Here is a 12130-nt window from a genome sequence, read left to right as displayed (position 1 = left end):
GGGCTGCCGGTCCGGTCAATCCGGACCGGCAGCCCTGCCAAGCCGTAAGACGGCGAAAAGCCTGTGACTAGGCCTGTGCTCCGGCAATGAAGCTGACAGCGTCGCCAACAGTCTTGAGGTTCTTGACCTCTTCGTCCGGAATGCGGACGCCGAACTTTTCCTCGGCGTTGACCACGATGGTCATCATGGAGATGGAGTCGATGTCCAGGTCCTCGGTGAAGGACTTGTCCAGCTCGACGGCCTCCGGGGCCAGGCCGGTTTCCTCGTTGACGATTTCAGCCAGGCCGGCCAGGATCTCTTCGTTGCTAGCCATGTGTGGCTCCTTTTCTTGTATTGCCGGCAGAGGCTGCCGGAAACGGTCCAGGCCGCGGTTGCGGCCCTTGGGCGTATCTAGGGAAGGACAACTACCTGTGCGCCGAACACCAGGCCGGCACCGAAACCGATCTGCAGGGCCAGCCCGCCGCTCAGTCCGGGGTTCTCCTGAAGGAGCCGGTGCGTTGCCAGCGGGATGGAGGCAGCGGATGTGTTGCCGGCCTCGGCAATGTCCCGTGCCACTGTAACCGTCTCGGGCAGCTTCAGCTTCTTCACCATCTCGTCGATGATGCGCATGTTGGCCTGGTGGGGGATGAAGGCCACCAGGTCTTCGGCCTCGATGCCGGCGGCGTCGAGTGCCTGCTGGGCCACCTTGGCCATCTCCCACACTGCCCAGCGGAAGACGGTCTGGCCGTCCTGCCGGAGGGTGGGGTACAGCTCCTGTGCCTCTTCCAGAAGCGCGAGGTCGCCCGTGGAGTCGGACTGGCGGGCGGCGAGTCCCAGGTCGCGGACATCCAGCAGGGAGCGGGTCATGCCAATGGCATTCCACTTGCTGCCGTCAGAACCCCACACCGATGGGGCGATGCCCGGGGTGTCGGAGGGGCCGACGACGACGGCGCCGGCACCGTCCCCAAGGAGGAAGGAAATGGTGCGTTCGCGGTTGTCGATGACGTCCGACAGCTTCTCTGCGCCGACCACCAGGACATACTTGGCGGCGCCGGAGCGGACCAGGGCGTCCGCTTGGGCAATGCCGTAGCAGTAACCGGCACAGGCCGCGGAGATGTCAAAGGCAGGAGCCGGAGTGGCCCCGATCCTGTCGGCCAGGCTGGCTGCGGCGGAGGGCGTGGCGTAGGGGTGGGTCACGGTGGAGACAATCACGGCACCCAGGTCCGAGCCATCAATGCCGGCCTTCTCCATGGCTTCGCGGGCCGCTCCCTCAGCCATGTCGATCACGCTGACGTCGGCAGCAGCGCGGTGGCGGGTGATGATGCCGGTGCGTTGGCGGATCCACTCATCAGAGGAATCGATCCATTGGCATACGTCCTCGTTGGTGACGATGACATCCGGCCGGTAAGCCCCCAGGCCCACGATCCGGGTGTGCTCCTGGATGGGAGCCTGCTTCAGTGTGGGAACGCTCATGCGTTGCCCTCCAGTTCTGCGAAGAGCGCCAGCGCGGCGGAAAGGTCGTCGGGGGTCTTGACTGCAACGGTCTTGACGCCGGGCATCCCGCGCTTGGCGAGTCCGGCCAAGGTGCCCGCAGGAGCCAGCTCTATCAGGCCGGTGACGCCGCGCTTCACCATGGTCTCCATGCACAGGTCCCAGCGCACCGGGCGGGACACCTGGGCGATCAGGCTTTCGACGGCGGCGCCTCCGTCGGTGACTTCCCCGCCGTCGTAATTCGACAGGAGGGGCACCTTCGGGGCCACCGGGTTCAGCTGCGGCGCCAGCGCCTCCAGGGCGGCGACTGCAGGGGCCATATGGCTGGTGTGGAATGCGCCGGCAACCTTGAGCGGAATGACGCGCGCCTTGGCGGGCGGGTTGTCAGCAAGCGCTTTGAGCTGTTCAAAGGTACCTGCGGCAACTGTTTGGCCGGCACCGTTGACGTTTGCCGGTGTGGCACCGGATGCCTCGATCGCCGCAAGCACCCCTGCGGGGTCACCGCCCACGACAGCGCTCATGCCGGTGGGTGTGACGGCTGCCGCGGCGGCCATGCTGTTGGCGCGCTCCCGGACAAACGTCATGGCTTCCTGCTCCGTCAGCACTCCGGCGAGGGCGGCAGCGGTGATCTCACCCACCGAGTGGCCGGCCAGGATGACCGGAAGGGAGTTGAGTTCAACATCGAAGAGGGAGGCGGCGGTGACCAGCCCCGCGGCAACGATCAGGGGCTGCGCCACGGCAGTGTCCTTGATGGTTTCCTCGTCGGAGGTAGTCCCGTGGGCGATCAGGTCGATCCCTGCGATGTCACTCAGGGAGGCCAGTTGGCCTGCCACCGAGGGTAGTTCCAGCCAAGGGGCCAGAAAACCCGGGGTCTGTGAGCCCTGTCCAGGGCAGACTATTGCAAGCACGTAACCAGCTTTCCAAATTACTGTGTGATCCAGCGGTGTTTCTCCGCACCAAGCTCACGGGGTCAGGTTGTAGGAAGTCTACAATGCCTCAGGCCTGGTTCCGGGAAGCCTGCCGCTCCGTGGCGGCCTTCGGCGGGGCTGAAAGACGGCCCACGACCAGTGCCGCCTGCAGCACGAACGCCTCACGCGGGAGCAGCGGGTCCCAGCCGGTGACGTCGCAGACCCGCTTCAGCCGGTACCGGACGGTGTTCGCGTGGACGAAGAGTTCGCGCGCCGTGGCCTCCAGCGAGTGGCCCAGTTCCAAGTACGTTCCCAGCGTTTCCACCAGGCCGTTGGAGGCCGCCAGGAGCGGCCGGTAGATGTTCTTCACCAGGGAACGGCGGGCAGCGTCGTCGCCGGAAATAACCCGTTCCGGCAGCAGGTCATCGGCGGCCACCGGACGGGGTGCGGACGGCCAGGCCCGGGCAGCGGTCAGCCCGGCAAACGCCGATTGGGCGGAGCTGCTGGCCTCCAGCAGCGAGCTGGCCTCCGGGCCATAGACCACAGGCCCGGGGGCGAACATGTCGCTCAGCTTCACGTACGCGGTTTCGCGGTCCTGGACCCCGCCAAGGATAAGGATCAGCCGGTCGCCCTGGATCCCCACCAGCGCATCCTCGGCGTACCGCCCAGCCATTCGGCGCAGCTCGCTGACGTAGCTGGCGCTGGGTTCGGACGGCGAATTGCCCACCATGACCGTGAACCGTTCCTGCGCCTTCCAGCCAAGCGCTGCAATGCGTGAGCGCAGTGCGTCGGTGTTTTCGCCGCGCAGGATCGCATCCACGATCAAGGCTTCCAGGCGCGTGTCCCAGGATCCGCGGGACTCGGCAGCCCTGGCGTAAACATCTGCGGCTGCAAAGGCGACTTCCCGCGAGTAGCGCAGCACCGCCTCGCGAAGGGACGGCTGGTCTGCCTCCGGTGCGATGACCGGCACCTGGTCCTCCACCACCTCCACCACGATCCTGATCAGCTGCAGTGCCTTCTGGAGGCTGATGGAACGGGTCAGCTCAGTGGGGGCGGTCCCGAAGACGTCGGTGAGAATCCACGACGGCGAGCTGGGCCGCTCATACCAGGTGACAAAGGCCGCGATTCCGTTCTGCGCCACCATGCCCAGGGCCGACCGCTCGTCAGCGCTGAGCCGGCTGTACCACGGCAGCGACTGCTCCAGCTTGCGCATGGTGGCGGTGGAGAGCTGTCCCACATTGGCACGAAGCTGCTTGAGGGTCTCGGACTTCTCCGGGGTGACCTTCGGTGCGGGCGGTTTCCGCTTCGAAGACGGGCTTGCTGGTGCTGGCATTCTTTGAGCATACGGCCACCGCCCCGCAAGCTCCATTTGTGCGAAGGCTACAATTCGCTTTGCGCTGCGTCACAGCGCTCCGGCTGCTTTTGAAACGAACGACGGCGGCCCTCACCTTGTGGGGTGAGGGCCGCCGTCGTTCGCTGCTGGTTCCGCTGTCCAGCCCGAAGGCTAGGCTTCGCCTCCGGCGTTGCCGGTGGTGCCGGCATTGACGTTGAGCAGCTTGTACTTCTCGATCGCCTTCACCGGGGCGTCGACATCCACCTCGCCGCGGCGCGCCAGCATTTCAAGGGCACGGACCACGATGGAGTGGGTGTCGTTCTTGAAGTAGCGGCGGGCTGCTGCGCGGGTGTCGGAGAAGCCGAAGCCGTCGGCGCCGAGGGTGGCGAATTCGTTGGGGACGAACTGCCGGATCTGGTCCGGGACTGCTTTCATGTAGTCGGAGACGGCGACGATGGGGCCGGTGGCTCCTTCGAGTTGCTGGGCGACGAAGGGGACGCGGGCGGGCTGGCCGGGGTTGAGGAAGGCTTCTTCTTCGGCGGCGAGGCCGTCGCGGCGCAGTTCGTTCCAGGAGGTCACGGACCAGACGTCGGCGGAGACGTTCCAGTCATCGGCCAGTACGCGCTGGGCTTCGAGGGCCCAGGGTACGGAGACGCCGGAGGCGAGGATCTGGGTGCGGGGACCGTCGATCTTTGCCGGGGCGAGCAGGTAGATGCCCTTGATGACGCCTTCGACGTCGAGGTTCTCCGGTTCTGCGGGCTGGATGATGGGTTCGTTGTACACGGTGAGGTAGTACATGACGTTCTTATCCGTCGAGTTTTCCCCGTACATCCGTTCCAGGCCGGAGCGGACGATGTGTCCGATCTCGTAGCCGTAGGCGGGGTCGTAGGTGAGTACGGCCGGGTTGGTGGAGGCCAGCAGGGGGGAGTGGCCGTCGGCGTGCTGGAGGCCTTCGCCGGTGAGGGTGGTCCGTCCTGCGGTGGCGCCGATGATGAAGCCGCGGGTCATTTGGTCCGCTGCTGCCCAGAAGGCGTCGCCGGTGCGTTGGAAGCCGAACATGGAGTAGAACACGTAGACCGGGACCAGGGGGATGCCGTGGGTGGCGTAGGAGGTTCCGGCGGCGGTGAACGCTGCCACGGCGCCGGCTTCGTTGATGCCGGGGTGGATCAGCTGGCCCGCGGGGGACTCCTTGTACGCCAGGACCAGGTCACGGTCCACCGACAAGTAATTCTGGCCCTTGGGGTTGTAGATCTTCGCCGTGGGGAAGAACGCGTCCATGCCGAAGGTGCGGGCTTCGTCGGGGATGATCGGGGCGATGTGCTTGCCGAAGTTCTTGTCCCGCATCAGGTCCTTGAGCAGGCGGACGAACGCCATGGTGGTGGCGGCCATTTGCTTGCCCGAACCGCGCTTGGCCACCTCGTAGGACTTCGCCTCGGGCAGCACGATCTCAGCGTGGGTGTTGCGGCGCTCCGGGACTGATCCGCCCAGCGCGGCACGGCGCTCCATCATGTACTTGATTTCCGGGGCGTCGTTACCGGGGTGGTAGTACGGCGGCCGGTACGAGTCGTTCTCCAGCTGCTCGTCCGTAATGGGGATCCGGAGGTGATCGCGGAATTTCTTCAGGTCGTCCAGAGTGAGTTTCTTCATCTGGTGGGTGGCGTTGCGGCCTTCGAAGTGGGGGCCGAGGCCGTAGCCCTTGACGGTGTGGGCGAGGATGACGGTGGGTTTGCCCTTGAATTCGGTGGCGGCCTTGTAGGCGGCGTAGACCTTGCGGTAGTCGTGGCCACCACGTTTGAGGTTCCAGATCTGGTCATCGGTCAGGTCCGCGACGAGGTCTTTGGTCTGCGGGGTTTTGCCGAAGAAGTGTTCGCGGACGAACCCGCCGGATTCGGCCTTGTAGGTCTGGTAGTCCCCGTCGACGGTCTCGTTCATGATCTTCACCAGGGACCCGTCGGTGTCGCGGGTGAGCAGGTCATCCCATTCCCGGCCCCAGACGACCTTGATCACGTTCCAGCCCGCGCCGCGGAAGAACGCTTCGAGTTCCTGCATGATCTTGCCGTTGCCCCGGACCGGACCGTCCAGGCGCTGGAGGTTGCAGTTGATCACGAAGTTCAGGTTGTCCAGGTTCTCGTTCGCGGCGAGCTGGAGCAGGCCGCGGGACTCGGGCTCGTCCATTTCCCCGTCGCCCAGGAACGCCCAGACCTGCTGGTCGGAGGTGTCTTTCAGGCCGCGGTTGTGCAGGTAGCGGTTGTTCTGCGCCTGGTAGATCGCGTTCATCGGCCCGATGCCCATGGACACGGTGGGGAATTCCCAGAAGTGCGGCATCAGGCGCGGGTGCGGGTAGGAGGACAGGGCGTGGCCGGCGCGGGACTTTTCCTGCCGGAACCCGTCCATGTCTTCCTCGGAGAGCCGGCCTTCCATGAATGCCCGGGCGTACATGCCGGGGGAGGCGTGGCCCTGGAAGAAGACCTGGTCCCCGCCGCCGGGGTGATCCTTGCCGCGGAAGAAGTGGTTGAACCCGACCTCGTACAGGGTCGCCGCGCCGGCGTAGGTGGAGATATGCCCGCCGACGCCGATATCGGGCCGCTGCGCCCGGTGCACCATGACCGCGGCGTTCCACCGCATGTAGGCCCGGTAGCGGCGTTCGTACTCCTCGTTGCCCGGGAACTCTGCTTCCTGGTCCACCGGGATCGTGTTCACGTAATCGGTGGTGGTCACCATCGGCACACCCACGCTCTGCGCGCCCGCGCGCTGCAGCAGGCTCCGCATGATGTATTGGGCACGCTCGGTACCCTGTTCCCTGATCAACGCATCCAGGGACTCAACCCACTCGGCAGTCTCTTCCGGATCACGATCAGGCAGCTGGTTAGTCAACCCGCTGAGGATATGGGAGGTCTCTTCTCCTGCAGCCACGTCCAACCTCTCTTTGCGCGCATGAATCGGCGCACTCAGGCCAGGCAGGGTGACTGCCCGGCGTATATACGCCGTGTGCGACGTATCGGTTACAACAGCCCGGTCATGTGTGCCGGGCAGCTTCCTAGCGCTCCTATGTCTGCACGGAGTCACACGGTTGTCGTCCCGCAGGCATAGTTGTCACCAGCCACTCTAGCCCTGACGCGAACCCGATGCGTAGCTGCGGCCCCGGCGCTCCAGTTGTATTTCGTTCGTCATACTGGTTGTGTGACCAAAAGCCCCTGCGACGGGGCTGTTGTCGCGGGATGTGACGCAGAATATGCGCAATCCCGGGGGCGGCAGCTTGAAGCGCAGGCACAAAGGGTGTTGGCTTGGGAGTAATGGAAATCACTATGCACACCGCATATATGAGGTATTGGAGGAACACGTGAGCGAGGCCGACGCCGCCACTTCGGTAAATGTGGCGGAAAAATTGGGTTTCAAAAACGGGGATCTGATTCAGGAGTTCGGTTACGACGACGATGTCGATTTCGACTTGCGTGACGATATTGAGGACTTCACCGGTTCCGAGATGCTGGACGAGGACGACCATGAAGTGGCGGACGCCGTCATCCTGTGGTGGCGCGACGGCGACGGAGACCTGGTGGACAGCCTGGTGGACTCCCTCACCACCCTGAGCGAAAGCGGCGTCGTCTGGGTCCTCACCCCCAAATCCGGCAGGGATGGCTACGTCTCACCCGCAGACATCCAGGAGGCCGCACCAACCGCCGGCCTGCATGTCACCACTTCCGCCGGAGTTTCGAAGGACTGGAGCGCCACCCGCCTGGTCAGCAGGAAGAACAAGTGACGGCAGCGGTTGAGGCCGCTTCTCCAGCTGTCCCTGCGCTGGGAGCAACAGCACCTGACTTCGAGCTCGCCAACCAGTATGGCGAGCCGGTGCGGCTGTCATCCTTCCGCGGGCAAAACGTGGCGTTGGTTTTCTATCCCTTTGCGTTCTCCGGCATCTGCACCGGCGAACTGTGCGAAATACGGGACAACCTGGGCATGTTCGAAAACTCGAACGCGGTGGTCCTGGGCGTGTCCGTGGACAGCAAGTACAGCCTCCGCGCGTACGCGGCCCAGGAAGGCTACAACTTCGACCTCCTCGCCGACTTTTGGCCGCACGGAGCGGTGGCCACAGCCTACGGAGTGTTCGACGCCGGCAGCGGCATGGCCAAACGGGCCACCTTCATCATCGATTCCCAAGGCAAGGTCCGCTACAGCGTGGTGAATCCACGGGGCCAGGCGCGCGACTTCAACGAGTACCGCACCGCCTTGGCGGACCTGAAGCAGGCCTGAGCCGTCATGCCCGGGCAGCGGCGGGGGACGGGCCTTACCGGCTTTGCCAGCAGGCCGCCGGTGCTCCCTGTGCCGCCATCCGGGGAGGAACTGGCGGTTCTGGTCCAGATCCGGGACCTGCTCGCCGGCGCCCCGTTCGCCCTGCTGACGGGCGCCGGGCTCAGTACCGACTCCGGCATTCCGGACTACCGCGGTCCGGACTCGCCGCCCCGGTCGCCCATGACGTACCAGGAGTTCGTCCGCCACGCAGCAAACCGGCAGCGTTACTGGGCCAGGAACCACATCGGATGGTCGCACATGCGGCACGCCGACCCCAACCAGGGCCACTACTCCGCCGCCGAACTGGAACGGCGCGGCTACCTCACCGGGCTTATCACGCAGAACGTTGACCGGCTGCACCAGGACGCGGGCAGCTCAAACGTCGTCGACCTCCATGGCAGGTATGACCAGGTCATCTGCCTTGACTGCGGACGTACCTACTCGCGACGGCTCCTTGCCGGTGTTTTCGAGGAACTGAACCCGGATTTCCTGGAACGGGCCGCAGCCACCGGCCTGGTGGAAGTGGCGCCGGACGCTGACGCCACCGTTGAAGACCAGGCCCTCATTGACAGCTTTGTGGTGGCTGTTTGTCCTGCCTGCGGCGGAACCCTGAAGCCGGACTTCGTCTACTTTGGGGAAAATGTCCCTAGAGACCGGGTTGAACGCTCATACGCCATGGTGGACCAGGCAGCTGCCCTGCTGGTTGCCGGTTCGTCCCTGACGGTCATGAGCGGCCTGCGGTTCGTCAGGCACGCCGCCAAGGAGGGCAAGCCCGTGGTCATCATCAACCGTGGTGCCACCCGGGGCGACGACAAGGCAACCATCAAGCTCGAGGCAGGGGTCAGCCAGGCGCTGCAATACCTTGCGGCTGAACTTCCCTCCCTTTAGGAAGCGTTTCCTGCCGATTCGCGTTTCCTGCCTCCAGTCCGGTAGAGTCTATGTTCGTTGGTTGCGGCGGAACGGCCGGGATCAACGCGATTTGGGTCTTTAGCTCAGCTGGTAGAGCGCCACGTTTACACCGTGGATGTCATCGGTTCGATCCCGGTAGGACCCACCAGCAAAACCCCGTTGCCCGCCCACCCGGCGAAGGCAGCGGGGTTTTTTCTTGCCGGTCCTCCTGTAGGCCGATTGTCTGACCCTTGCCATAGGTTGCAGCAATGGAACACGTCATAGTGCACACAGACAGCGACGGGATGCCGACGGCGGTGCTGAGCAGGGGCAGGGAATGGGCCGTGGGTGCCGAGCCAGTCAGATGGTTCGAGCGCATCAACTGGTGGGAAACCAGCCGCCGGATGCCAAAGGGCAGCGGCGGAGTGGACGTGGAGGTCCTTCAGCTGCAGGTCAGGCTGGGAAACAACGCCAAGTCGGCCCTGGCCACCATGTACCTGCAGCGCGACGGCCTGGGAGGCGGGTGGCGGCTGAGGGAATCCGCAGCAGGGGCGGCCTGAGGAGCCGCTCGCTGCCAGCCGGTCGCGGGCATTGGAAAACCCTCCACCGCGACTATTGGGGGATGCCGCGGGGGAGGGCTTGGGATGAATATACCGTGAACTGCCGGAAACAAAAAGCTGTCCGCATTTCATGACTGTCACTTGGGCATGGCGCCCATGGCTTTGGGAGGAGCTTTGGCTGCGACAGTGGGTACCGCTTATTGCCGGACGGGTTATTGCCGAACGGGGATGAACACCCGTGGCTGCTCCGTCCAGGTATCGGCCATTTGGGACATAGTGCGCCGCATGATCCGGTCGGACGCTTCACGGGCAGCTTCGGCGTCACCCCTGGCGATCGCCTCCGCCAGGTCCTCATGCCACTGCAGGGCTGCCTTGTGCGGGTGGTCGGGCATCAGTCCGTGGACAGTACGGCCGGTCAGGGTTTCGGCCACCTGGCCCATGAGGTTGGCGAACATCTCGTTACCCGAACCCGAGAGCAGCAGCGAGTGGAACCGGATATCCAATTCCAGGAAGCGGGAAACTTCCCCGTTGTTGCCGGCCTCCCGCATGGCATGGGCAACATCCACGAGCTCCATCCGCAACGGGGCCGGCGCGTTCTGTGCTGCCAGTTCGGCAGCCGCCGGCTCCACCGCGGCCCGCAGTTCGGCAAGGGAGCGCAGCTGCGCGCCGCGGGCATCGCTGGCCAGCCGCCACCGGATTACCTGCGGGTCGAAGGGATTCCAACGGCTTGCCGACAGTACCCGGATGCCCACCCGCTTGGTGGTCTCCACCAGCCCCAGCGACTGCAAAACCCTGACTGCTTCCCGGATTACCGAACGGGAAACCTTCAGTTCATCCTCAAGCTGCTCGGCGAGCATGACGTGGCCGGCAGGGAGGTCCCCCGAGATAATCCGGGTGCCCAGGTTTTCGATGGCACGGTGGTGGAGGCTGCTGGTCATGCTGCTAAGCCTAGTTGTTGGAAACCCCGCGTTTGCAGCCGGGAACTGTGCAGGCCGGTCGTCTGGGGAAGGGAGCGGGGTGGGTTCCGGGCAGTCGTCCTAGACTGGCAACGACACACAATGGGTTCCATGACGCGGACGTTACTTTCGCGTCACCGCCAGAATATATATGCTTTATTCTGACCCCCTGATCTGCCCCGGTGACTTCCCGCCTGCGGAAGCCGGCAGCCGAGGCGAACAATGAATTGGAGTTATTGATGTCTGCACACATCGGTGTCACCGGCCTCGCCGTCATGGGCGCCAACCTGGCGCGCAACCTGGCCCGCAACGGATTCACGGTTGCCCTGCACAACAGGTCCGTGGAGAAGACGGACGCGCTGCTGGAAAAGCACGGTTCGGAGGGTGACTTCATCCGGACTGAAACCCTGCAGGAACTGGTTGATTCCCTGGAGAAGCCGCGCCGCGTGCTCATCATGGTGAAGGCCGGCAAGCCCGTGGACTCCGTCATCGAGCAGTTGGAGCCGCTGCTGGAGCCGGGCGACATCATCATCGACGCCGGCAACTCCCACTACGAGGACACCCGCCGCCGGGAAGCGGCGCTGGCCAAGAAGGACCTGCACTTCGTGGGCGTCGGTGTCTCCGGCGGCGAGGAAGGCGCCCTGAACGGCCCGTCCATCATGCCCGGCGGCTCCAAGGAGTCCTACAAGGCCCTTGGCCCGCTGCTGGAGAAGATCTCCGCAAAGGTCGACGGCGAGCCCTGCTGCGCCTGGATCGGCACCGACGGTGCGGGGCACTTCGTCAAGATGGTCCACAACGGCATCGAGTACGCCGACATGCAGGTCATCGGCGAAGCCTTCGACCTGCTCCGTTCCGGCGCAGGCATCGAGCCCGCGGAGCAGGCGAAGATCTTCTCCGAGTGGAACAAGGGCGAGCTGTCCTCCTTCCTGATCGAGATCTCTGCCGAGGTCCTGGGCCACGTTGACGCCAAGACCGGCAAGCCGTTCGTCGACGTCGTCGTTGATGCCGCAGGCCAGAAGGGCACCGGCCGCTGGACTGTTATCTCCGCGCTGGAACTTGGCTCGCCGGTGTCCGGCATCGCCGAATCGGTTTTCGCCCGCGCCCTCTCCTCCCAGGCCGCACAGCGCAAGCTGGGCCAGGAACTACTGGCCGGCAACGAGGCAACCGTCGAGATCCCCGAGACGTTCGTTGAGGACGTCCGCCAGGCCCTCTACGCCTCCAAGCTGGTCTCCTACGCCCAGGGGCTGGACATGCTGACCTCCGCTGCCAAGGAATACGGCTGGGACCTGAAGCTTGACGAAATCGCCTCCCTGTGGCGCGCAGGCTGCATCATCCGGGCCGAGCTGCTCAAGGACATCACCAAGGCCTATGCCGCTGACGAGAAGCCTGCAAACCTGCTGTTCGCCCCGGCGTTCACCAAGGCCATCGCCGACGCCCTGCCGGCCTGGCGCCGCGTCGTTGCCACCGCCGTCCAGCTCGGCATTCCGGTGCCGGTGTTCTCCTCATCGCTGGCCTACTACGACGGCCTGCGCCGCAAGCGCGTAGCCGCCGCCCTGATCCAGGGCCAGCGCGACCTGTTCGGTGCACACACCTACGGACGCATCGACACCGAAGGCACCTTCCACACCCTGTGGGGCGAAGACAAGTCCGAAGTTGAAGCGGTGGACACGCACTAGCAACTGCCGCCGTACAGCAAGAGGCGGGCATTTCCCCGGTTTCCCGGTG

Annotated in this window: 11 protein-coding genes and 1 tRNA gene; 6 read left to right on the top strand and 6 right to left on the bottom strand. The window is 64.8% G+C overall.

Features of this window, described 5'->3' with window-relative positions; genetic code table 11:
• Positions 1 to 67: 67 nt before the first annotated feature.
• From LFT44_RS11915 to aceE, 5 genes are all read right to left on the bottom strand, one after another.
• On the bottom strand, positions 68 to 313 hold the full coding sequence (locus LFT44_RS11915) for an acyl carrier protein (protein WP_009359314.1): 246 nt from the start codon (positions 311 to 313) through the stop codon (positions 68 to 70).
• A gap of 77 nt (positions 314 to 390) precedes the next feature.
• The gene (locus LFT44_RS11910; protein ID WP_236798645.1) at positions 391 to 1452 is read right to left on the bottom strand and encodes a beta-ketoacyl-ACP synthase III; all 1062 of its coding nucleotides are present in this window, start codon (positions 1450 to 1452) and stop codon (positions 391 to 393) included.
• On the bottom strand, positions 1449 to 2378 hold the full coding sequence (locus LFT44_RS11905) for an ACP S-malonyltransferase (protein WP_236798644.1): 930 nt from the start codon (positions 2376 to 2378) through the stop codon (positions 1449 to 1451). Before LFT44_RS11905 ends, LFT44_RS11910 begins: the two co-directional genes overlap by 4 nt.
• 88 nt (positions 2379 to 2466) lie before the next feature.
• Positions 2467 to 3711 (bottom strand): PucR family transcriptional regulator, encoded by a 1245-nt coding sequence (locus LFT44_RS11900; protein WP_236798643.1) that lies wholly within the window; start codon positions 3709 to 3711, stop codon positions 2467 to 2469.
• A gap of 171 nt (positions 3712 to 3882) precedes the next feature.
• A complete protein-coding gene (aceE, locus tag LFT44_RS11895; RefSeq protein ID WP_236798642.1) occupies positions 3883 to 6624 on the bottom strand; it encodes a pyruvate dehydrogenase (acetyl-transferring), homodimeric type in 2742 nt (913 codons plus the stop codon).
• Between the two features lie 427 nt (positions 6625 to 7051).
• On the opposite strand from aceE, the gene LFT44_RS11890 reads away from it, so the two are divergent.
• The 5 genes from LFT44_RS11890 to LFT44_RS11870 all read left to right on the top strand — a co-directional run bounded on the left by LFT44_RS11890 (position 7052) and on the right by LFT44_RS11870 (position 9449).
• A complete protein-coding gene (locus tag LFT44_RS11890; protein ID WP_236798641.1) occupies positions 7052 to 7471 on the top strand; it encodes a DUF3052 domain-containing protein in 420 nt (139 codons plus the stop codon).
• The gene (locus LFT44_RS11885; protein WP_236798640.1) at positions 7468 to 7962 is read left to right on the top strand and encodes a peroxiredoxin; all 495 of its coding nucleotides are present in this window, start codon (positions 7468 to 7470) and stop codon (positions 7960 to 7962) included. Before LFT44_RS11890 ends, LFT44_RS11885 begins: the two co-directional genes overlap by 4 nt.
• Before the next feature lie 6 nt (positions 7963 to 7968).
• Positions 7969 to 8889 (top strand): NAD-dependent protein deacetylase, encoded by a 921-nt coding sequence (locus LFT44_RS11880; protein ID WP_236798639.1) that lies wholly within the window; start codon positions 7969 to 7971, stop codon positions 8887 to 8889.
• A 93-nt stretch (positions 8890 to 8982) separates the two neighbouring features.
• Positions 8983 to 9058, top strand: a tRNA-Val gene (locus LFT44_RS11875).
• A 100-nt stretch (positions 9059 to 9158) separates the two neighbouring features.
• Positions 9159 to 9449 carry a hypothetical protein gene (locus LFT44_RS11870; protein ID WP_236798638.1) on the top strand — a complete coding sequence of 97 codons (291 nt, stop codon included), beginning with the start codon at positions 9159 to 9161 and terminating at the stop codon, positions 9447 to 9449.
• 212 nt (positions 9450 to 9661) lie between these two features.
• On the opposite strand, the gene LFT44_RS11865 is transcribed toward LFT44_RS11870, so the two are convergent.
• Positions 9662 to 10387, bottom strand: coding sequence for a FadR/GntR family transcriptional regulator (locus LFT44_RS11865; protein WP_236798637.1), 726 nt, complete (start codon positions 10385 to 10387; stop codon positions 9662 to 9664).
• A gap of 257 nt (positions 10388 to 10644) precedes the next feature.
• Here LFT44_RS11865 and gndA point away from each other — a divergent pair, with 257 nt between their 5' ends.
• The gene (gndA, locus tag LFT44_RS11860) at positions 10645 to 12081 is read left to right on the top strand and encodes an NADP-dependent phosphogluconate dehydrogenase (RefSeq protein ID WP_236798636.1); all 1437 of its coding nucleotides are present in this window, start codon (positions 10645 to 10647) and stop codon (positions 12079 to 12081) included.
• Positions 12082 to 12130 lie beyond the last annotated feature (49 nt).

This window comes from Arthrobacter sp. FW306-05-C (genome assembly GCF_021801725.1).
In the GTDB taxonomy this organism is placed as follows: domain Bacteria; phylum Actinomycetota; class Actinomycetes; order Actinomycetales; family Micrococcaceae; genus Arthrobacter.
This window is presented reverse-complemented; position numbering and strand designations above follow the sequence as displayed.